This window comes from Longispora albida DSM 44784 (assembly GCF_000379825.1).
In the GTDB taxonomy this organism is placed as follows: domain Bacteria; phylum Actinomycetota; class Actinomycetes; order Mycobacteriales; family Micromonosporaceae; genus Longispora; species Longispora albida.
The window spans coordinates 721485-741533 of the sequence record NZ_KB903814.1 but is presented as its reverse complement, the minus strand read 5'-3'; the positions used below and the strand labels follow the sequence as shown (position 1 = coordinate 741533).

The window sequence follows — 20049 nt, the reverse complement described above, 5'->3', positions numbered from 1 at the left end:
CGGGGAGAACTCAGCGCAGCCGCCCGCTGAAGAAGCCGGCCACGGTGTCACGGATGGCAGGTACGGAGACCGGCGGTTCCACCGCGCCGATCAGGGACTTCCGCTGCTCTGCTGTCATGAGCCCGGCTGCCTGAAGCTGCGGGGCGATGGTGGCGAAGTCGCTGAACACCCAGTGCGTGGCGCTGGCGACGGTTTCCTGCCGTACGCACGTCCCGCTGGCCCGCATGGCCGCCCAGCCCCGTGCGAACCGCTCGTCGCGGAAGCCGTCCGTTCCGTACAGCAGCAGTGGCCGCGACGTGCCGTACCTGGCCACGGGCAGCAGTTCGCCGCCCGGATGGTCAAGGTATCCCTCCAGGTTCACGGCGACGTCGATCCTCGGGTCCTCGTACAGCGCCTGGGCTGCGGTGGTGCCGCCGATCGAGTGGCCGTACATGCCGGCCCGCCCGAGATCGAGCGCCCTGCCCAGCCTCTCGGGCAGCCGCCTGCCTTCCGCGTCGGGGTTCGTGCCCGAGGCCAGGCCCGTGAGTTCGCCGAGGACGAACCGGGTGTCGGCCAGGCGGGTCTGGAGGATCGTGCTGAACACGTCGGGCTGGCCCGGCGGGCCGGGCAGGGCGATACCCCGCAGCCTGCCACCGGGGAACTCCACCTCGGACGTCTCACCCGGATGGTCCATGCTGACCACGATGTTGCCCCGGCTGGCCAGGTCCTCGGCGAGGGCGGTGTTCAGGGTCCGGGGATCGCCGGCCGCCGGGCTGTACAGCAGCACGGGGTACCTGCCGGACCTGGCGGGCGCCCCGGTGTGCGCCCTTCCCGTGGCCCCCTGCCAGTCCACTCCGGAATCGGGCAGCTCGGGGTGGATGTACCGGGCGTCGAAAGCCCCGAAGTGCCGGGCGGCCAGCGGGCTCATCTGCCGGGCGAGCGGATATCCCCGGACCGTGCGGGCCGGGTAGTGCACCGTGACCATCAGTTCCCGTGGCTGCCCTGCGGCGTCCGGCCAGGGATCGGTGCGCTGCTCGTCGACCAGGTGCAGCACCTCGGTGCCGACCGGCAGCCGGCCATCCGGGGCCGCCAGCTGCGGAATGACCAGGCTGGCAGCGGCAACAGACACCGCCAGGATCGTATTTATCAAGGTATTTCCTCCTGGAAAAGGGCAGTCGTCATCGCCGGTCCTGCCCGGGAAACTGGAAACTGGTACGGGTCAGCCAGGCTGTGCCAGGCACATCCGCGTGACGTACTCCCACAGCCCTTCGAGGCCGTGCGCCTGCTCGCCCAGTACCTCGCCGAGCAGGCCGTGGCCGTTCACCTCGATGAAGCGGGCCGCTTCGGCCATCACGGCCCGGTCCCCGCCGGCATACGTCTCCGCGAGAGCGCGCAGGCGGCGTACCGACTCCTGGACCTCGGGGTCGGTGGCCGGGTCCTGGGCCCGGAAGTGCCCGGCGAGGCGGCTGAGCACCTCGGGCCACTCCGCTTCCAGGCTGTCGCGGGCCGTGGCGCTGAGGGCCGCGTACCGCTCGTCGAGCTCGTCCTTCTGCTCCCGGGTCAGCCGCTCGGTGAAGATACCCGTGGAGCCGGCCAGGGTGACCAGGTCCATCCGTTGCGGGCTGCCCAGCCGGGCGGCGAGGTCCCCGGCCTGTTTCCGCAGGACGCCCAGCCGCCAGATCTCGTCGTCCAGTTCCGCCGCGCGCCGGTCCAGCACGTCACGGAGGGCCTCGGGCTCGTCGAGTACCCGCTGGATGTCCTCCAGCGGCAGGCCCAGCCGGCGGAGCAGGCGGATCCGGTACAGCCGTTGCAGGTCAGCCTCGGAGTACCGGCGGTGCCCGGCCGCCGTCCGCTCACCCGGGCGCAGCAGGCCCGTCTCGTCGTAGTGGTGCAGTGCCCGCACGGTCAGCCCGGCGATCCGGGCCAGCGCGCCGACACTCCACAGTTCCCCAGACCTCGGCATGGGCATGACTGTAGGACCTCACGTGGCGTGAGGTTCAACCCTCAATCAGGGTCTGTGGCCAGCCGGGCGGCGACGATGACGTCCCGGCGGACCCCGCCGTGGTACAGGCCGCCGCGTGCCGTGCCCTCCACTGTGTACCCGGCCTTCTCGGCCACCCGGATCGAGCCGATGTTGCCGGGCTCGGCCCGCAGGTAGATCCGGCCGTAGCGCGGGCCGGAGAAGCCCCACTCCGTCACGGCCCGTACGGCGTCGGTGGTGTAGCCCTTGCCGCGCGCGGCCGGACTGGCCACATAGGACACCTCGGCGCTGGTCCGGTCGGCCTTGTCCACCTCGATGCCGATCTCCCCGGCGAACTCGCCGTCCGGCCCGCAGAAGGCGAACACCGCGCCGTCGCCCAGCCGCCACAGCGTCGGGCCCTTGCCGGCGATGTAGCGCTCGGCGTTCTCGAGGCTCATGTCCCGCATGCCGGTGAACTCCTGGGTCAGCGGGTCGGCCGCCGTGGCTGCGAGCCCGGGCGCGTCCGAGGGCCGCATGGGCCGCAGGGTCACCTTGCCGCTCGTGAGCACCGGCTGCCCGCCCTCGAACACCCGGCTTCCCTGAGGCTCTGGCATCGGGAAGCCGTGCTGGTACGCCGTCCAGTCCCTGGCCGTGATGGCCGCGATCCACGCGTCGGCCAGCTCGCCGTCCTGGCTGAGCACGGCCTGCCGGGCCCGCCCCTCGTACCGGAAGCCAGCCGCCTCGGCCACCCGCCGCGAGGCGTGGTTGCCGATCTCGGCCCGCCAGCCGATCCTGATCAGCCGCAGGTCCTCGAAGCCCCAGCGCAGCACGGCCGTGACGGCCTCGGCGGCCACGCCACGGCCCCGGGCGGCCGGCGCCAGCCAGTACGCGATCTCGGCCCGCCGCCAGGCCGGCTCGTGCTTGATCAGCCCGGCGGAGCCGAGGAACTCCCCGGTACCCGCGTCGCAGATCGCGAACTTCTCCTCCGGCGCGACTGTCACGAAGGACTCGGCGGCCTCGGCACCCGATCCGAGGTGAATGCCCAGGTACCGCCGGATGCCGGGGTCGGCCCCCGCCCGCGCGACGTCCGGGATGTCCGCTGGGGTGAGCCGGCGCAGCAGCAGGCGCGGGGTGTGCAGCTCCATGCCGGGCAGCCTATCGGTGAACGTGACTGGATATTGTCCCGGCCCGCGACGTACCCCTATGCTCGGGAGTCGAGGACAGTGCACCAACTGTCCTGTTCATTCCCTGCTGGCCGGCCTCGTTGGTGGTGGTGACGGATGCACTGTCCCGGCAGGAGTGCTGCGGCACGGACTCCGAAGAGCACACCCCATCGGCATCACACTGTGACGGTGACCCTGGCCGGCAAGACGACCGCGCCGCTGGCCCCGGTGCCGGTGCGCCGCCCGCGGCGGAAGCGCTGAGCCGCCCGGGCCCGGCCGCGACCCCCGCCCGGACCCCTGGACATGCCAAGACCCCTGGACGCGCTAAGCGGGGGTGTGGCCCGGTCCCAAGTGGCCACACCCCCGCTGGGGGCGCAAGGACGGCACCGTGTTGGGGCGGATCCGTCCTCTCAGCCACCGGCGAACCAGCGGCTGAGATGAGTGAATCTCACTGGTCAGGGCGTTGCAACGCATGCGGGGGAATATGGGGGGCGGCGGCGGGAATCTGGGGGCGGGGTGCCCGTCACCCCAGTACGAGAAAATTGGTTTTCCCTCCTTTGTGCACCGGATATAGACCACGGCGGGCTTCGCGGACAGAATGGACACACTGGGGCGTTCGATGGGCGCACACGGGTGCGGCCCGGACGGCTCTGCTGGTCTGAGCGGAGGGGTTGTGGCGGGCGTGACGCACAGGGCGCACGATGCTCACTCTGCGCAACGGGGGGCGGTGGCATGGGCGGCGTGGGCGCGGGGGCTGAGCCTGGCCGAGCGGCGGGCACTGCCGGGCCCGGTGCTGCCGGATCCCGCCGAGGAGACCAGGTCCAGGCTCCGCCTCAACCGCTGGGCGCGGATCGCCGGCGCCGGGCAGGGCCCGGAGGCCGAGGTCCTCGCGCTGTTCGCCGAGCCGGCCGGCGCGCTGGCGGCCAGGGCGCCGCAGCCTCGGTGGGCGGCGGACCTGACCAGGATCCTGTCGAGCGACCCAGCCCCGCCACCTGCCGGGTCCGGCTGGCGGGCCGGCTTCCAGGCCGTCCTGTGGCCCTTCGTCGCTGACGCTGCCACCCAGGTCACGCCCGGCACGCCGCCCGGCCTGCTGCCGGGCTTCACCCGCGCGCTGTCCGGCCAGCTCACCCGGATCGCCGCCCGCACGCTGGTGCTGGAGCTCCAGGTCCTGCGGGTCACCGGCCAGCTGTCCGGTGCCAGCTCCGCGGATCGCTTCGCGAGTTTCATCCGGTACCTGAGCCAGCCGGGCGCGCTGGCGGCGCTGCTGGGCGAGTATCCGGTACTGGGCAGGCTGCTCACCCAGGCCGCCGCCCGTTCGGCCGCCGCGCAGAACGAGCTGATGGCCCGGCTTGCCGCTGATCGTCCGGCCATTGTGGACACTCTGCTCGGCGGGCGCGATCCAGGCCCCCTGACGGCCGTCGCCGCGCACGGTGACCCGCACCGGGGCGGCCGGACGGTCGCCGTGCTGACCTTCGCCTCCGGCGAGCGCGTCGTCTACAAGCCCCGGCCGCTTGACGTCCAGTACCACTTCGGGACGCTCCTCGGCTGGCTCAGCGAGCGCCTGCCCGGCCTGGACCTGCTCAGGCCGGGCGTGCTGGCCCGCGAAGGGTACGGCTGGGCCGGGTATGTGCGGCACCGGCCGTGCCGGAGCGGCGCCGCGCGGTACTACCATCGGGTCGGAGTGCTGCTGGCGCTCGTGCACCTGCTCGAAGGCGTGGACTTCCACCTGGAGAACGTGATCGCCTGCGCGGACCAGCCCGTGCTGGTCGACCTCGAAGGCCTCTTCCATCCGCCCCACCACCCCGGCGATCCGCTGGGGACGGTCCGCCGCACCGGCCTGCTGCCCGAGTACCTGCGCGGCGACGGCGGGGCGCTCGACATCAGCGGGCTCGGCGGCTCCGGCGGGGGACGGCTCCCGGTGAAGTCGGCGGTGGTGGCCGGTGCCGGTACGGACGAGATGCGGATCGTCCGCGCCCACCTCACCGCGGCCGGAGCCCAGAACCAGCCGGTCGTACGGGGCCGGGCGGCCGATCCGCGTGCGCACGCCGGTGCGGTGGTGGAAGGCTTCCGGGCCGGGTACGACCTGATCAGCGCGGAGCGCGCGCACTTCGCCGGCCTGCTGGAAGCCTTCGCCGAGGCGGAGACCAGGGTGGTGCTCCGGCCGACCCGGGTCTACACCGAGCTGCTCGACGAGTCCACCCACCCGGACGTGCTGCGCGACGCGCTCGACCGCGACGGCGTCCTCGCGCACCTGCGCGCCGCCCCGGACGGCTTCCGGGATCCGATGGTGCCGTACGAGCTGGCCGAGCTGTGGGCCGGCGACGTCCCGATGTTCACGACGAGGCCCGGCAGCCGTGACCTGACGGCAGCCGGGTGCGCACTGCCGGCGGTCTACCCTGTGTCCTCTTTGGACCGGGTACGCCAGAAAGTTGCTGCCTGTCATCCCGGAGACCGGCGGGTTCAGGAGAATCTGATCACCAGTTCACTCACCCAAGGAGGATATGATGAGCGTCGATGACCTGGTACGGGAATGGAAGAGCCCCGAGTACCGTGCCGCTGACCACCCGGCGGGGGAGATCGTGCTGGACGAGCTGAGCGCGACCGACATCTACATCACCACGACGTCGAAGACCACGGTGGCCCTCGGCGAGTTCGAGGCCGACCTGGTGGCATGACCGCCGGCGGCAGGAGCGGGAGACGGGTGGCATGAGGCTGACTTCGCCGGTCCTGGTCGGGCGGGACCTCCCGCTGCGCGTGCTGGCCACGGCACTCCGGGCGGCCGGCGACGGCGAGGGCCAGGCGACCCTGCTGCTCGGCGACGCCGGGATCGGCAAGTCACGGCTCGCCGCCGAGCTGCGCGCCACCGCCGCCGAGGCCGGCATGCCGGTGTTCACCGGCCGGACCAGCACGACGGCCCCGCCGGTGCCGTTCCGGCCGCTGGCGGAGGCGATGCTGTCCGTCGTCCGGATCACCGGAATGGTGCCCGGCGCCGAGCTCCTGCCCTACCGCCCGGCGCTCGGCCGGCTCATTCCCGAGTGGAGCGAGCAGCCCGGCGGGCCGGGTGCCGACTCCGTGCTGGTGCTGGCCGAGTCGATCCTGCGCCTGCTGGCCGTGGTCAGCCGGGCCACCGGCTGCGTGCTGATCCTGGAGGACCTGCACGACGCCGATCCGGAGACCCTGGCCGTCGTCGAGTACCTGATCGACAACCTCGACCGGCACCGCATCCTTCTCCTGGCCACCAGCAGGCCGGGCACGGAGGCGATGGACAGCCTCGCGGCGTCGGCTGCCCGGCGGCGCGCGGCCCAGGTCGTGGACCTCAAGCCGCTCAGCCAGGCCGAGACGGCGTCGATGGTCGCGCACTGCCTGGCGGCACCGGAGAGCACCGTGCCGGCGGCCGTCACCGAGCGGCTGGCCAAGCACGGCGACGGTAACCCGTTCGTCGTCGAGGAGCTGCTGTCCGGCATGGTGGAGGGTGGTCATCTGGTCCGCCGGGCGACCGGCTGGACGCTCGACCGGAGCGCAGCCGCCGGCTTACCGTCCACTGTGGTGCTCAGTGTCACCGAGCGGGCCCAGCGGCTCGGCAAGCAGGGCCACAGCATGCTCTGCACGGCCGCGACGCTGGGCCGGCGGTTCTCCCTGCGCGTCGTCCAGCACGCGATCGGCGCCGACGACGAGCTGCTCCGCCAGCTGCTCAGCGCGGCGGTCAGCGCCCAGCTCATCGCGGCGGAGCCGGGCAGTGGCGGCTGGTACGCGTTCCGGCACGCCCTGACAGCTGACGCGCTGCTGTCGCCGCTCCTGCCCACCGAACGCGCCAGCCTGGCGGCCCGGCTGGCCGTCGCCGTGGAGGCCATCCACCCCGACCTGCCCGGCGACTGGTGCCAGCAGCTCGCCCAGCTCCGCCTGCTCACCGGGGACGAGCCGGCCGCGGCCGCCCTGTTCGCCGAGGCCGGCCGCCGTGCGCTGTCGGCGGGCGCGGCGGCCTCGGCCGCGGCACTGCTGGAGAAGGCGCGCGGCCTGTACGGTTCGTGGGTCAGCCCGACCCTGCGCGCCGAGCTGCTCGAACCACTGCTGTCAGCCCTCACCGAGGCCGGCCAGACCGACCGGGCCCTCGACCTCGGCAAGGAGCTGGAAGGGCTGGCGGGCACGCTGGACGGCGCGCGCCTCGCGGCCCTGCACACGCGGCTCGCGGAAGCCGCCGTGGCTGGCGGCCGGTGGCGTGACGGCCTGGTCCAGGTCGGCACCGCCCGCGCGGCGCTCGGCGCGCACGCCGACCCGGTACGCGGCGCGCCGATCGATGTCGTCGAGGCCCGGCTTCTTCAGGAACTGCCGGGTGACCCACGTTCGGGGCAGGCTGAGACGCTGGCCAGGCGGGCGCTGTCCGGCGCGGAACGGCTGCCGCTGCCCGATGTGGCCTGCCAGGCCCTCGAAGTCCTCGGCATCGCCGCCCGGACGCGCAGCCTCGCGGAGTCCGAGGCGGACTTCCAGCGGATGCTCGCCATCGCGGAGGAGCACCGGCTGCCGGCCTGGCGGATCACGGCATTCAACTACCTCGGCGCCAACGACTGGCTGAACGACGGCGTGGCCGGCCGGCTCCGGCAGGCCAAGGAGGAGGCGCTGCGGCTCGGGGCGCTGCCGGCCCTGTGTGACATCGACAGCCTGCTGGCGATGCTCGCGGTGCTGCACGCGGAGTACGAGGAGGCCGAAGCGCTCGCGAAGCCGTGCGGGGAGCTGTCGGAGCGGCTGAAGCGGCGTCAGGTCAGCCGGTACCTGTCCCTGGCCTCGGCGGTCTCGGCCGCGCACCGGGGCCGGCGCCAGGAGATGGAGGCCAGCATCGGGGAACTGCTGGAGGCCGGCGGCGAGGACAGCCACTACCTGTCCGTCGCGTGGGGGCTGGCCGAGGCCGTGTGCTCGCTGCTGGAGGAGGACCGGGCCCGGGCGCGGGCCGAGCTGGAGCGCGTCAGGGAACGCGACCGGCGGATGCCGACCCCGTACAGCCTGGCCGGCACGTACGGGCTGGGCCTGCTGCTGCGGGTCGCCTCGGGGGACGGCGGCTGGGCGGACTACGAGGCCGTCGCCGGTACGCCACAGGCCAAGCTGAGGTGGAACAAGCAGTTCGTGCTCGCGGCCAAGGCCGTCCTCCACGGCCGCGACGGCGACCCGACCTCCTCCGGCGTGGCGGCGGCACAGGCCCAGGAGGCCGCCGCCGTGTACCCGCTGGCCCGGCACCTGATCCTCCGGCTGATCGCCGACCCGGCTCTCGACGATGGCTGGGGTTCGCCGGTGCACTGGGCGCGCGGCGCCGCCGAGTACTTCCACCGTTCCGGCCTGCCTGCCATCGCGCAGGCCTGCCACGCCACCCTTCGCCGGGCCGGCGCCTCGGTGTTCCAGCAGCGCCGGGGCTGGGAGGCCGTGCCGCCAGCACTGCGGGAGGTGGGGGTGACGGTGCGCGAGTACGAGGTGCTGGTGCTGCTGGGCGGGCGGCTCGGCAACCAGGAGATCGGGCAGCGGCTCTACATCTCGGCGCGGACAGCGGAGAAGCACGTCGCGAGCCTGCTGTCCAAACTGGACCTGACCGACAGGGCCGCGCTCTGCGACTACGCCGCCGGCCTGAACGGCGACTACGCCGAGTAGTTCCGGCCCGGATTGTCAGACGCCCGGTTTAGAGGTCCTAACTTAATGGCGGTGGTGCTGTGGCGAGGTCCAGGAGGCGAGCGGCAAGCAGAATTCGAGGGCGGATACCGGTGTTGTATCCGCCCTCGAATTCTGCGCAGTCCGGTCGTCTTCTGGAGCCGCCAGAGCGCCGCCAGTCATTGAGTTAGGACCTCTTAATCTCGGGCGATGAAGCTTCTTCTCACAGACTCCGGCGTCAGGAACCCGAGCATCCACGGCGCGCTGGTCGAGCTGCTGGGCAAGCCGGTCGCCGAGTGCGGCGCCCTGATCGTCCCGACGGCGATGCACGCCCAGCGGGGCGGAGCTGTCCGGGCCCACCGGGCGATCAGCGGGCTGGAGGATCGGGCGCCGATGGCCCAGCTGGGCTGGAAGTCCCTCGGCGTGCTGGAGCTGACGGCCCTGCCCAGCGCCGGAGAGGACCTGTGGGTGCCCCTGGTCCGGGAGGCCGACGCGCTGCTGGTCGAGGGCGGCGACCCCATGTACCTGTGTCACTGGATGCGCGAGTCTGGCCTGGCCAGCCTCCTGCCGGAGCTAAACGACACCGTCTACGTCGGCCTGAGTGCCGGGAGCATGGTGATGACCCCGAGGATCGGGAAGGACTTCGTCCGCTGGAGCCCGCCAGGGGGCGGCGACACCACGCTCGGCATGGTCGGCTTCTCGATCTTCCCGCACGTGGACTACCCGGGCATGGCGGAGAACACCATGGCGCACGCCGAGCAGTGGGCCACCACGATTCCACACCAGGCGTACGCGATCGACTGCGAGACGGCCATCAAGGTGACCGGCGGGAAGATCGAAGTCGTCTCCGAGGGCAACTGGAGGCTGCTCAACGCCTAGGCCAACGTGCCTGGGAAACCGCTACCGCTCCCACGGCGCCGGTACCCGGACCGAGGCCATCCCGGCAGCCGTCGCGGCCGCGACGCCGAAGCTGGTGTCCTCGAAGACCAGGCACGACCCGGCCGTCACCCCGAGCAGCCGCGCCGCGAGCAGGAAGGCATCCGGTGCTGGCTTGGCCCGCTCGTAGTCCCCGGCACACACCAGCACGTCGAACCGGTCGAGTACGCCCAGCACGTCCAGTGAGGCTGTCACCGACTCACGGGTGCTTCCGGACACGACGGCCAGCGGCAGCTTCCCGTGGGCGGCCTCGATGTGCTCGCGTACGCCCGGCACTGTGGTGAGGCTGGGCAGCATCTCCCGGTACAGCGCCTCCTGGTGGGCGACGACCTCCGCCACCGGCATCGCGAGGCTCTGCTCGCTGTTCAGCCTGCGGATGATGTCGGCGACGGGCACGCCGCCCCAGGCGTAGAAGGTCTCCTCGCTGAACTCGCAGCCCCACGCGCCGAGCACGCCCTGCCAGGCCTGGTAGTGCAGGGGCATCGAGTCGGCGATCGTGCCGTCGCAGTCGAACAGGTAGGCGGCGAACTCGCCGTCCGGCACAGCAATGATCATGAGAAGAGGCTAGCCAGACGGGGGCCGCGCGGGCATAGGGTGGTGGGCATGCTGAGTGGTTTCGGTGAGTTGTCGACCCCGCTGGTCGCGGACGCGTGTGTCCGGAGTGGAGTGCCGCTGCGCGCGGCGCCCCCGGGTCTCGGGGCTGTCGTCGCGGGGAGCCGGGTGGCTGGCAGGGCGCGGCCCGTGCGGCACTACGGCAGCGTCGACGTGTTCCTGGAGGCGTTCGGGCTGGCCGAGCCGGGCGACGTGCTCGTGATCGACAACGGCGGGCGTACGGACGAGGCGTGCATAGGCGACCTCGCCGTCCTGGAGGCCCAGGCGGCAGGCCTGGCGGGGATCGTGGTCTGGGGCCTGCACCGGGACACCCCGGAACTCGCCGAGATCGGGCTGCCGGTGTTCAGCATGGGCAGCTTCCCGCCCGGGCCGCTCCGGGTCGGCGACCGCGAGCCGGAGGCGCTGGTGACCGCCCGGGTCGGCGAGCATCTGGTCAGCGATGCCGATGTCGTGTTCGCCGACGCCGACGGCGTGCTCTTCGTCCCGGCCGCCGGCGCGGGGGAGGTGCTGGCGGTGGCCCGCGCGATCTGGCTGACCGAGCGGGACCAGGCCGCCCAGATCCGCGCGGGCCGTACTCTGCGGGAGCAGACCGGCTTCGCCGAGTACCTCAAGCTCCGGGAGGCCGACCCCGGCTACACCTTCCGCCAGCACCTCCGCCGGACCGGCGGCGCGATCGAGGAGTGAGCCCGGCGGGTGCTCAGGCTTTGCCGTCCATCTCCCACGGCGCCTGAGGAAGCACCTCGCCGGTTTCGAGCAGTGACTTGAGGTTCGCCAGGACGGCGGGCCAGCCGCGCGAGATCCCGCCGAGCATCTCGTGGTTAGGCAGGTTCTCGTGGGTGACGGTCAGCCGGACGATGTCCTGGTGCTGCTCGACGAGGAACGTCACGACGGACGGCTCACGCGGCGGCTGGACATCCGGGCTGTCCTCGAACGTGATGACCAGGCGGGCCGGGGGTTGCGCTTCCAGGACCCTGCCGACGACGTCGACGGCACCAGACCCGTCGGTGCGCACGTGCTCCCAGGCCGAGCCCTTCTGCCAGTCGGAGACGTTGGCGTGCCCCCAGTACCGGGCGGTCAGGTCGGCATCCGTCAGCGCCTGCCAGACCTGCTCGGCGCTCGCCCGGATGTACGTGACGTAGACATAGGACGGGACGGTCAGAGTATCGGTCCTCACTGCGTACTCCTCTGCCTTGTTCTTGATGGCGCTCAGCGCCTGTAGCCGTGGCCGGTCGAACTCAGAGATCCACCGCTCCTCGATCTCGTGGATCGGGGCGGGGTTGAGGTAGTGCAGCCGTTCCCGCCCGCGGCGGACGACGGTCACGAGGCTGGCCCGGACGAGGAGGTCGAGGTGCTGGGTCGCCGACTGCCTGGCCATGCCCAGCCGCTCGCACAGCTCGCCGAGCGTCTGCCCGTTCTGCTCGCGCAGCCGGTCGAGCAGCAGCCGCCGGGTGGGGTCGGCCAGCGCCTTGAATACCTGGTCGATCGAGGTCGCCTCGCTGTTCACGGACCCATTATGCAGGTAAACACCTGCATAATGTCAACGTTTCCGGGAATCCGCAGGTCAGAGGGCTGCCGGGCTACACGCGCGACCCCGTCTCGCTCGAAGATGCCTCCCGCTGCCCCGGAACGCTGACCGCCGCGAGGGCGGGAACCGGGGTGGTCAGGGCGCGGGCCCGCCACAGGTACCAGGTGGTGCCGAGCAGCAGTGCCCCAGCCGTCGNGGNGGCGAGCCGGTAGTCCACAAAGGACGCGAGAACCGAGCCGAGCCCGAGAGCGAGGATCTGCGGGGTACTGGTCAGCGCGCTGCTGGCCGTGTTGACCCGGCCCATCAGCTCGCCGGGGGTGCGCTTCTGGATCAGGGTGCTCACCGCGACGAAGGCCAGCGGGATGCCCACCCCGGCCACGACGCAGCAGGCGAGGGCGATCGGCAGCAGGACGGCGGGGGAGACCGGCGCGGCCACCGAGCCGAGGGACAGGCCCAGCAGGCCGAGGCCGAGCGCGAGGGTGCCCACCTCGCCCAGCCTGGCGATCACCCGGGCGGAGCTGAGCCCGCCGGCCAGCGCGCCGACACCCTGCACCGTGACCATGACGCTGATGAACGGCGCGGACCGGTGCAGCCCATGCTCCACCAGGGCGAAAAGCATCGAGTCGAACAGGCCGAACGCCCCCGTCGCCACGGCCAGGCCGGTCACGGTCCGGCGCAGCGCCGCCTCGGTGAACAGGTGCCGGGCCCCGGCCGTTATCTCGGCCCAGAGGTTCGCCGCGATCCGCTCCGGCTTCGTGCCGCGTACCTTCAGCGCCGCGATCACGCCAGCCGCGATCACGAAACTGGCGGCGTCGAGCAGGCCGACCACCGCGCCGCCGACCGTGACGTACAGCCCGGCTCCGGCGATCGGCGCGGCTAGGCGCAGGCCCTCGCCGACCGTGCGGAGTGCGCCGTTGGCCTCGGCGAGCAGTTCCTCGGGGAGCATGTCCTTGATCAGTGCGGACAGCGCGCCGCCCAGGAGGTTGGCTGACAGGCCGAAGCAGGCTGCCACCAGGTACACGATCCAGACCTGCTCCTTGCTGGCGACGGCCAGGAGCGGAAGCAGCGCGGCAGCGGAGAGCAGGTTGGCGACGATCAGGAAACCCTTGCGGGGAAAGCGGTCCACGACGAAACCGAGCAGGGGAGAGAACAGCCCCGGCAGGACCATGCACAGGATCGTGGCGCCAGCCGCCCCGTTGGAGCCGGTGAGCTCCTTGACCCAGATGCCGAACACCAGCATCAGCAGCATGTCGCCGATCATGCTCGCGGACTGCCCGGCGAACAGCAGCCGGAACTCACGATGACGGAAGACCGCGCGCATCACTTCTCCTCATGAGGGGTACTGGTGCTGGGGACGCCCCACGCGATCAGCCGGACGAGCCGCGCGCCCTCGGGGCGGGCCGCCGGGTCGAGGAACCGCTCGGCCTGCGGGGCGAGCACTTCGCTGATTCTCTTGCCAATCTCCTCCAGCTCGGCTGCGGTCAGCCACGCGAGGCTGGAGTTGCTGAATCCGGATTCCCGCCATCCGGCGGCCTCAGCCCGCCGGGCGGACAGCCAGTTGCTGAAGGCGTCGAGCTCCCGGCGATAGAGGACGCGTGTCGCCTCGTCACCGGCCAGCGCCAGCTCGGGGCTCTCCTCCGGGCTGCCGGTGCCCCAGCTCCGTGAGGCGAGCACCATCTGCCAGGGCCGCTGGCGGCCGGTGCCACCCGGAGCCTCCTCGATGAAGCCGTAACGCTGGAGCAGCCGGAGGTGCCACGAGCAGTTCGCCGGGCTCTCGCCGACCAGCTCCGCGAGCTGCGAAGCGGTCTGCGCACCATGCGCGACCAGCTCCTCCATCAACCGGATCCGAAGTGGATGGGCGAGGGCACGCAGCTCCCCGGGATCGGACACCTGCCGGTGCGGCACTGAGGTCATGCCAGCACCCTACAGTCGAAAGACTCCTTTCGAAAGACCCCTTTCCACTTTGTACCTGGCGGCAGGCAAACTTCCTTTCGTCGCTGGTCGTGCTCGGGCAGGATGCTGGTCATGTCTGTGCGTGCGCTGAGTTTCGGGGCAGTGGCGGAAGCCTACGAGCGGTTCCGGCCCGGGTATCCGGAGGAGATCTTCGACCTGGTGGCGGCCTACGCGGGGCGCCCGATCCGTACAGCGCTTGAGATCGGGGCCGGGACCGGGAAGGCGACCCGGTTGTTCAGTGGCCGGGGAGTCGAGGTCACCGCGACCGAGCCCGACGAGGCCATGCTCGCCGAGCTGCGCAAGCACGTACCGGCAGGTGTCAGGACCCTGCGCGCCACGTTCGAGGACCTGCCGCTGACTGAGCGATATGGACTCGTCTACGCGGCCGCCGCGCTGCACTGGACCCGCCCGGAAGGCCGCTGGACGCGGATGGCGGCCCTGCTGGAGCCCGGTGGCGTGGTGGCTTCGTTCGGCGGGCCGATCCGGCTGGCTGATCCGGCCGTCGAGCGGGCTGTCCAGGCTGCCCGTGCGCCGTACCTGGACACGGACGAGATCCCCTCGCCGGACGGCACGCCGCCGGAGCAGGAGATGCAGTGGCCAGGTACGGAGCTTGAGCGGTCCGAGTTGTTCACCGACGTGCGGCAGGTCGTGGCCGGGCGGCGCTGGACGATGAGCGCCGCCGGCTACGTGGGCATGCTCTCCACGGTCTCGGCGTACCTGGAGCTGGCGCCCGCCGACCGGGAACAGGTGTACACCCAGATCCTGCGGGCGTTGCCGGCGACCGTGGAGATCTTCGCCGACATCACCGCCCACCTCGCCCGCAGGACACGCCCTTGAGCGTTAGAAGTCCTCGTCCAGCGAGACGGTGCCCGCGACGGCTGTCTGGTACGCGGTGACCCGGCGCTCGAAGAAGTTGGCGAGTTCCTGAACGTCCTGGAGGGCCATGAACGGGAACGGGTTCGCCGAGCCGTAGCGGGCGGGCAGGCCGAGGCGGGCGAGCCGCTGGTCGGCGACGTACTCGAGGTATGAGCGCATGTCGGTGGCCGTCATGCCTGCCAGGCCCTCCCCGCACAGGTCGTGCGCGAACTGCATCTCGGCCTCGACGGCCTCCTCCAGCATCAGTACGACCTGCTTGCCGAGCTCGTCGTCGAAGAGGTCCGGCTCCTCGGCGCGCACGACGTCCACCACGGCGAACGCGAAGTCCATGTGCATCGACTCGTCGCGGAACACCCAGTTGGTGCCGGTGGCCAGCCCGTCGAGCAGGCCGCGCGACCGCAGCCAGTACACGTACGCGAAGGCTCCGTAGAAGAACAGCCCCTCGATGCACGCCGCGAAGCAGATCAGGTTGAGCAGGAAGGCGCGCCGCTCGTCCTTGGTCCGCAGCTCGTCCACCTTGGACAGTGAGTCGATCCAGCGGAAGCAGAACTGTGCCTTGGCCCGGATCGACGGGATGTGCTCGACGGCGGCGAAGGCCTCGGCCCGGTCGGCGTCGTCGGGCAGGTACGTGTCCAGCAGCGTCAGGTAGAACTGGACGTGCACCGCCTCCTCGAAGAGCTGGCGGGACAGGTACAGCCGGGCCTCGGGCGCGTTGATGTGCTTGTAGAGGTTGAGCACCAGGTTGTTGGCCACGATCGTGTCGCCGGTCGCGAAGAAGGCGACGAGCCGGTTGACCAGGTGCCGCTCGCCGGGGCTGAGCGTGGCGAGGTCGGGCAGGTCGGAGGCGAGGTCGACCTCCTCGACCGTCCACGTGTTGCGGATGCCGCCCCGGTAACGCTCGTAGAAGTCGGGGTAGCGCATCGGGCGCAGGGTCAGGTCAAGACCAGGGTTCAGCAGCATGCTGTGTTCCTTAGTTCGCTCGCGAGGCTCGCTCACTGGCACGCCTCGCAGATCTCGGGGTTTTCCAGGGAGCAGGCGATGACTTCGGCGTCTGCGACCGGGGCGGAGGACACGGTGGTCTGGGCGATCCGGGTGGCCGGGCGGGAGCGCAGGTAGTAGGTGGTCTTCAGGCCCGAGCGCCACGCGTAGGCGTACATCGAGGAGAGCTTGCCGATCGTCGGGGTCGCCATGAACAGGTTGAGCGACTGGCTCTGGTCGATGAACGGGGTGCGGGCGGCCGCGAGGTCGATCAGGGCCTTCTGGGGGAGCTCCCACGCCGTGCGGTACAAAATCTTGATGGGTTCGGGGATGTCGAGGTCCTGGACGGAGCCCTCGGCCCGGAGGATCGCGTCCCTGATCGCTGGCGTCCACAGGCCGAGCTTGGCCAGGTCCCGGACCAGATAGCGGTTGACCTGGAGGAACTCTCCGGACAGCGTCTCGCGCTTGAACACGTTGGACACCTGCGGCTCGATGCACTCGCCGCAGCCGGCGATGGACGCGATCGTCGCGGTCGGCGCGATGGCGACCATGAGCGAGTTGCGCAGGCCGTGCCGGGCGACCTGCTCCCGGACAGCTGCCCAGCGCTCGCCGAGGGTGACGGCGGGGAAGTGGTCCGGGTGCAGCATGCCGGCGGCGGCACGCGTGTCCTGATAGGCCGGATGCGGGCCGTGCTGGGCGGCCAGGGCCGCCGAGGTCTCGTACGCCGCCAGCGAGATCTCCTCGGAGATCCGGGTCGACAGTGCCAGGGCCTCTGGCGAGTCGAAGGGCAGGCGGAGCGTGAAGAACACGTCGGCCAGGCCCATCATGCCCAGCCCGATCGGCCGCCACCGCTGGTTCGTCGCGGCGGCCTCGGCGGTCGGGTAGTAGGTCAGGTCGATCGTCCGGTCGAGGAAGCGGACAGCTGTGCGGGTCGTGGCGCGCAGCGCGTCCCAGTCGACGCCGTCGGCGGTGCAGTGCTGGGCCAGATTGATCGAGCCGAGATTGCAGACCGCCGTCTCGCCGTCGCTGGTCACCTCCAGGATCTCGGTGCAGAGATTCGACAGGTGTACGACGTTCTCGGGCCGGGCGGTCTGGTTGCAGGTCCGGTTGGCCTGGTCCTTGAAGGTCATCCAGCCGTTACCGGTCTGCGCCAGCGTGCGCATCATCCGGCCGTAGAGATCGCGCGCCGGTACCTGCTTCTCCGCGAGCCCGGCGGCCTCTGCGGCCAGGTACGCCGCGTCGAAGGCCTCGCCCCACAGGTCGGTCAGCTGCGGGACGGCCTTCGGGTCGAACAGCGACCAGCCCCCGTCCGCCTCGACCCGGCGCATGAACTCGTCCGGTACCCAGTTGGCCAGGTGCAGGTTGTGGGTCCGCCGGTTCTCGTCGCCGGTCGAGTCGCGCAGCTCCAGGAACTCCTCGATGTCCGCGTGCCACGTCTCCAGGTACACGCAGGCCGCGCCCTTGCGCCGACCGCCCTGGTTGACGGCGGCCACGCTCGCGTCGAACGTGCGCAGCCACGGCACGATGCCGTTGGAGTGCCCGTTGGTGCCCCGGATCAGCGAACCGCGCGACCGGACCCGCGACCACGAGATGCCGATCCCGCCCGCGTACTTCGACAGCCGGGCCACCTGGCTGTACCGGTCGTAGATCGACTCCAGCTCGTCGCGCGGCGAGTCCAGCAGGAAGCAGCTGGACAGCTGGGGGCGGCGGGTACCGGAGTTGAACAGGGTCGGCGAGCTCGGCAGGTAGGCCAGGCGGCTCATCAGCCCGTACAGCTCGCCGGCCTCAGCCGGGGTCTGCGACAGGCCGGCGGCGACCCTGAGCAGGAAGAACTGGGGAGTCTCCAGCACCTTGCGGGTCTCGGGATGCCGGAGGAGGTAGCGGTCGTAGACGGTCCGCAGCCCGAAGTACTCGAACCGGTTGTCGGCCGCGCCGTCCACGATGGCGTTCAGCTCGTCGCCGTGGTCCTTGGCGAACCTGGCCAGCTCACCGGACAGCAGCCCGGCCGAGTACGCGGCCTCCACCGACTCGGTGAACGTGGCGAAGCCGGCCTCCTCCGCGATGTGCGCGGCGAGCAGGCGGGCGGCCAGCTTCGAGTACGCGGGCTCCTCGGCGACCAGTGCGGCAGCCGTCTCGATCGCCCGCAGCCGCAGCTCGGCCGGGGTCGCGCCGGGCCAGGTGCTGGGCAGGACCCGCGCCGGGTCCACGCTGGTGAGCCCTTCGGCGGCCAGCTCGGCCGCGGCCTGCCTGAGCTGGTCCTCCAGCTCGTCGTCCAGTACTACGCTCATCGCTCTCCCCACCCGGATCCACACGGTCTCGTGCGGGCTGTGTCCTGGGCAGGAGGCATCGGCGGGCACGCGCGCAAGGGCAGGCTGCGCGCCCGTCTCAGCCGAGGCCCACCCGCGAGGCCCGCCGACCAGCGCGCACCGGCGGCGCGCGCTATCGCTGGCAGGTCTTCGGACTCACGGGCGCCTGGCGCACTCCTACTGGCCGTCGCTTCCCAGGCTGTTCACCCAGTGCTTGTTGACGGCTGTCGTTCCCGTTCACCGCTGCGGGGCAGTCCCGGAGTCACACCGGGGTTCCCTCTTGCCGCACTCTCGTGCACCAGCAACGCGGCAACACTACATGTGGGGGTGGTCGGACGCAAAGACACTGTGTGTAGGGGTGTCGTGGCCGGGCATCGTCCGAATCGGACGACGCCCGGCGCGGTCAGCTGGCCAGGGCCACAGTGGCTGCCGGGGTCCGGGGAGCCGCGTCGTCCGCCCGCCAGCGCAGCGCGAGCCAGCCGATCACGAGGGTGCAGGAGATCTCGATGACGCTGAAGAACACGTAGTACCCGGTGGGGGTGCCGGTGAACAGCGTGAGGGACTGGACGATCGTCATGACGGCCGCAGCCGTGACGTTGGCCCACCGGTTGAGCCCGTGCCGGGTGACCAGCCGGGCGGCCACGGCCATCGCGATCGGGATCTCCACCAGCGCCGAGGCGGCGAGCAGGAACCCGGCCGAGATGTCCATGCCCCCGACGTGCCCGGTGAGGAACTGGCCGAGCATCCGCGAGTCCATCAGTGTGACGACATCGCAGTACAGGTAATTGAGGGAAGCGAATATCCAGAGGGTGGAGAGGATGGCTCTCGTGCTGTTCATTGCTCACTCCAGCGTGGGGCGCAAGGCTCGGAACTCCTGGCTTACTTAGTAAGCTGGCTTACGATGTAAGCCTACGCCTCGCGTTCGATCTGTCAAGGTCACCGCCCGGCGTCTCGGGTACGGTCAGGGCTCGCACGGTGAGGGGGACTGGGAGCGATGGCACGAAACGAGCAGCGGCAGCCGCTGAGCGCCGCCCGGGTGCTCGGCGCGGCCCTGGCGATCGCCGACGCCTCCGGTACCGAGGCGCTGACCATGCGGCGGCTCGGCCAGGAGCTGGGCGTCGAGGCGATGTCGCTGTACAAGCACGTGGCGGGCAAGGACGCGGTGCTCGCCGGCATCGCGGACCTGGTGGTCGGGGAGATCGCCCTGCCGTCGCCCGGCGAGGAGTGGAAGGCCGCCATGCGGCACCGGGCCGTCTCGGCCCACGAGGTCCTGATGCGCCACCCGTGGGCGGCCAGGCTGCTGATGTCGCGGGTCAACGTGGGCCCGGCGATGCTGCGCTATGTGGACTCCACGATCGGCACGCTCCGCGAGGCCGGCTTCGGCGTCGAGCTGGCCGACCGGGCGTGGAACGCGATGGACAGCCACATCTACGGCTTCACCCTGCAACGGCTTACGTTCCCGTTCGAGCCGCAGGAGTACGCGGGGGTGGCGGAGACCCACCTGCCGCTGCTGGAGGCCGGGGAGTACCCGCACCTGGGGGAGATGGCCGGGGCGGTCATGTCCGGCTCGTACGACGGCGCGCCGGACTTCACGTTCGGGCTCGACCTGATCCTCGACGGGCTCGAACGGCTGCTGGGGGAACGCCGTGGCCCGGCACGGCGGGTGAGGTAGCCGGGCCACGACTGCTCTGGGTGTTCCTCGCGGGTCAGATCACGTACGCCCGCTCGCCGTAGTTCTCGGCGCCCCACCTGTTGGTCCAGTCGAAGGTCTTCTTCGTTCCACTCGGGCACGCGCGGGGGGTGGTGTCGTAGTAGTACAGGTCCCAGTCGAGGTTGTACCAGCCGACCTGGAAGTACGCGCACTTGTTGTCGGCCTTGGTGTCCTGGACCTCGCCCCAGACCTGGGTCACAGTGTTGCTGGAGTCCTTGCACTTGTAGCCCTTCACGGTCACGCCGACGTCCGCGATCGAGAAGTAGTAGCACCCGGCCGCGGCCAGGGTCCCGTTGTGTGACGGGGGCGGGGCGGCGTGCGCGGGGGAGGCCAGGCTGGCCACGCTCAGCGCGCCCAGTGCCGCCGAGGCGGCCAGGATCTTCTTGAGCTTCATGCCGTGCCCTTCTGTTGTTCAGCGGGTA

General features: G+C 71.3%; 18 protein-coding genes and 1 riboswitch. Of the genes, 7 read left to right on the top strand and 11 right to left on the bottom strand.

Annotation, left to right across the window (positions count from 1 at the left end):
• Positions 1–10: 10 nt before the first annotated feature.
• From A3G1_RS0107610 to A3G1_RS33745, 3 genes are all read right to left on the bottom strand, one after another.
• Entirely contained in the window at positions 11–1108 is a 1098-nt protein-coding gene (locus A3G1_RS0107610) for an alpha/beta hydrolase (RefSeq protein ID WP_018348879.1), read from the bottom strand.
• Positions 1109–1198: 90 nt separating this feature from the next.
• Positions 1199–1942 (bottom strand): MerR family transcriptional regulator, encoded by a 744-nt coding sequence (locus tag A3G1_RS38285; RefSeq protein WP_018348878.1) that lies wholly within the window; start codon positions 1940–1942, stop codon positions 1199–1201.
• A 41-nt stretch (positions 1943–1983) separates the two neighbouring features.
• Positions 1984–3084 (bottom strand): GNAT family N-acetyltransferase, encoded by a 1101-nt coding sequence (locus A3G1_RS33745; protein ID WP_018348877.1) that lies wholly within the window; start codon positions 3082–3084, stop codon positions 1984–1986.
• 745 nt (positions 3085–3829) lie between these two features.
• Between A3G1_RS33745 and A3G1_RS33740 the strand changes: the two genes are divergently transcribed.
• From A3G1_RS33740 to A3G1_RS0107580, 4 genes are all read left to right on the top strand, one after another.
• The gene (locus A3G1_RS33740; protein WP_018348876.1) at positions 3830–5620 is read left to right on the top strand and encodes a type 2 lanthipeptide synthetase LanM family protein; all 1791 of its coding nucleotides are present in this window, start codon (positions 3830–3832) and stop codon (positions 5618–5620) included.
• On the top strand, positions 5607–5777 hold the full coding sequence (locus A3G1_RS40395) for a hypothetical protein (protein ID WP_018348875.1): 171 nt from the start codon (positions 5607–5609) through the stop codon (positions 5775–5777). Before A3G1_RS33740 ends, A3G1_RS40395 begins: the two co-directional genes overlap by 14 nt.
• Before the next feature lie 31 nt (positions 5778–5808).
• Positions 5809–8733 carry a helix-turn-helix transcriptional regulator gene (locus tag A3G1_RS0107585; RefSeq protein WP_018348874.1) on the top strand — a complete coding sequence of 975 codons (2925 nt, stop codon included), beginning with the start codon at positions 5809–5811 and terminating at the stop codon, positions 8731–8733.
• 207 nt (positions 8734–8940) lie between these two features.
• Positions 8941–9609: a Type 1 glutamine amidotransferase-like domain-containing protein gene (locus A3G1_RS0107580; RefSeq protein ID WP_018348873.1), complete on the top strand. Its 669-nt coding sequence runs from the start codon at positions 8941–8943 to the stop codon at positions 9607–9609.
• 21 nt (positions 9610–9630) lie between these two features.
• Here A3G1_RS0107580 and A3G1_RS0107575 read toward each other — a convergent pair whose 3' ends face one another.
• Positions 9631–10221: an HAD family hydrolase gene (locus tag A3G1_RS0107575; RefSeq protein ID WP_026211895.1), complete on the bottom strand. Its 591-nt coding sequence runs from the start codon at positions 10219–10221 to the stop codon at positions 9631–9633.
• A 48-nt stretch (positions 10222–10269) separates the two neighbouring features.
• On the opposite strand from A3G1_RS0107575, the gene A3G1_RS0107570 reads away from it, so the two are divergent.
• Positions 10270–10962 carry an RraA family protein gene (locus tag A3G1_RS0107570; RefSeq protein ID WP_026211894.1) on the top strand — a complete coding sequence of 231 codons (693 nt, stop codon included), beginning with the start codon at positions 10270–10272 and terminating at the stop codon, positions 10960–10962.
• Positions 10963–10975: 13 nt separating this feature from the next.
• Here A3G1_RS0107570 and A3G1_RS0107565 read toward each other — a convergent pair whose 3' ends face one another.
• From A3G1_RS0107565 to A3G1_RS0107555, 3 genes are all read right to left on the bottom strand, one after another.
• Positions 10976–11782 (bottom strand): ArsR/SmtB family transcription factor, encoded by an 807-nt coding sequence (locus A3G1_RS0107565; protein WP_018348870.1) that lies wholly within the window; start codon positions 11780–11782, stop codon positions 10976–10978.
• 73 nt (positions 11783–11855) lie between these two features.
• Positions 11856–13124, bottom strand: a complete 1269-nt coding sequence (locus A3G1_RS0107560; RefSeq protein ID WP_018348869.1) for an MFS transporter — start codon at positions 13122–13124, stop codon at positions 11856–11858.
• A complete protein-coding gene (locus A3G1_RS0107555; RefSeq protein ID WP_018348868.1) occupies positions 13124–13717 on the bottom strand; it encodes a winged helix-turn-helix domain-containing protein in 594 nt (197 codons plus the stop codon). The genes A3G1_RS0107560 and A3G1_RS0107555 overlap by 1 nt, the downstream gene beginning before the upstream one ends.
• 111 nt (positions 13718–13828) lie before the next feature.
• Here A3G1_RS0107555 and A3G1_RS0107550 point away from each other — a divergent pair, with 111 nt between their 5' ends.
• On the top strand, positions 13829–14593 hold the full coding sequence (locus A3G1_RS0107550) for a class I SAM-dependent methyltransferase (protein ID WP_026211892.1): 765 nt from the start codon (positions 13829–13831) through the stop codon (positions 14591–14593).
• A 3-nt stretch (positions 14594–14596) separates the two neighbouring features.
• Here A3G1_RS0107550 and A3G1_RS0107545 read toward each other — a convergent pair whose 3' ends face one another.
• The 3 genes from A3G1_RS0107545 to A3G1_RS0107535 form a co-directional block, all read right to left on the bottom strand.
• On the bottom strand, positions 14597–15592 hold the full coding sequence (locus A3G1_RS0107545; RefSeq protein ID WP_018348866.1) for a ribonucleotide-diphosphate reductase subunit beta: 996 nt from the start codon (positions 15590–15592) through the stop codon (positions 14597–14599).
• 32 nt (positions 15593–15624) lie between these two features.
• Entirely contained in the window at positions 15625–17898 is a 2274-nt protein-coding gene (locus A3G1_RS0107540) for a ribonucleoside-diphosphate reductase subunit alpha (protein WP_018348865.1), read from the bottom strand.
• 142 nt (positions 17899–18040) lie between these two features.
• Positions 18041–18234: riboswitch (cobalamin riboswitch) on the bottom strand.
• 85 nt (positions 18235–18319) lie between these two features.
• The gene (locus tag A3G1_RS0107535; RefSeq protein WP_018348864.1) at positions 18320–18754 is read right to left on the bottom strand and encodes a DUF6326 family protein; all 435 of its coding nucleotides are present in this window, start codon (positions 18752–18754) and stop codon (positions 18320–18322) included.
• A 156-nt stretch (positions 18755–18910) separates the two neighbouring features.
• Between A3G1_RS0107535 and A3G1_RS33735 the strand changes: the two genes are divergently transcribed.
• Positions 18911–19588 (top strand): TetR/AcrR family transcriptional regulator, encoded by a 678-nt coding sequence (locus tag A3G1_RS33735; protein WP_018348863.1) that lies wholly within the window; start codon positions 18911–18913, stop codon positions 19586–19588.
• 34 nt (positions 19589–19622) lie between these two features.
• Here the strand turns inward: A3G1_RS33735 and A3G1_RS0107525 are convergent, their stop codons facing one another.
• A complete protein-coding gene (locus A3G1_RS0107525; RefSeq protein ID WP_018348862.1) occupies positions 19623–20021 on the bottom strand; it encodes a hypothetical protein in 399 nt (132 codons plus the stop codon).
• Between the last annotated feature and the right edge of the window lie 28 nt (positions 20022–20049).

What these genes read in the sequence shown, in the direction of transcription:
- A3G1_RS0107570 (WP_026211894.1), top strand. Translation starts at nt 10,270, where the DNA reads ATGCTGAGTGGTTTCGGTGAGTTGTCGACCCCGCTGGTCGCGGACGCG.
- A3G1_RS38285 (WP_018348878.1), bottom strand. Translation starts at nt 1,942, where the DNA reads ATGCCGAGGTCTGGGGAACTGTGGAGTGTCGGCGCGCTGGCCCGGATC.
- A3G1_RS33735 (WP_018348863.1), top strand. Translation starts at nt 18,911, where the DNA reads ATGGCACGAAACGAGCAGCGGCAGCCGCTGAGCGCCGCCCGGGTGCTC.
- A3G1_RS0107580 (WP_018348873.1), top strand. Translation starts at nt 8,941, where the DNA reads ATGAAGCTTCTTCTCACAGACTCCGGCGTCAGGAACCCGAGCATCCAC.
- A3G1_RS33745 (WP_018348877.1), bottom strand. Translation starts at nt 3,084, where the DNA reads ATGGAGCTGCACACCCCGCGCCTGCTGCTGCGCCGGCTCACCCCAGCG.
- A3G1_RS0107540 (WP_018348865.1), bottom strand. Translation starts at nt 17,898, where the DNA reads ATGAGCGTAGTACTGGACGACGAGCTGGAGGACCAGCTCAGGCAGGCC.
- A3G1_RS0107535 (WP_018348864.1), bottom strand. Translation starts at nt 18,754, where the DNA reads ATGAACAGCACGAGAGCCATCCTCTCCACCCTCTGGATATTCGCTTCC.
- A3G1_RS0107550 (WP_026211892.1), top strand. Translation starts at nt 13,829, where the DNA reads ATGTCTGTGCGTGCGCTGAGTTTCGGGGCAGTGGCGGAAGCCTACGAG.
- A3G1_RS0107585 (WP_018348874.1), top strand. Translation starts at nt 5,809, where the DNA reads ATGAGGCTGACTTCGCCGGTCCTGGTCGGGCGGGACCTCCCGCTGCGC.
- A3G1_RS0107555 (WP_018348868.1), bottom strand. Translation starts at nt 13,717, where the DNA reads ATGACCTCAGTGCCGCACCGGCAGGTGTCCGATCCCGGGGAGCTGCGT.
- A3G1_RS0107575 (WP_026211895.1), bottom strand. Translation starts at nt 10,221, where the DNA reads ATGATCATTGCTGTGCCGGACGGCGAGTTCGCCGCCTACCTGTTCGAC.
- A3G1_RS0107545 (WP_018348866.1), bottom strand. Translation starts at nt 15,592, where the DNA reads ATGCTGCTGAACCCTGGTCTTGACCTGACCCTGCGCCCGATGCGCTAC.
- A3G1_RS0107525 (WP_018348862.1), bottom strand. Translation starts at nt 20,021, where the DNA reads ATGAAGCTCAAGAAGATCCTGGCCGCCTCGGCGGCACTGGGCGCGCTG.
- A3G1_RS40395 (WP_018348875.1), top strand. Translation starts at nt 5,607, where the DNA reads ATGAGCGTCGATGACCTGGTACGGGAATGGAAGAGCCCCGAGTACCGT.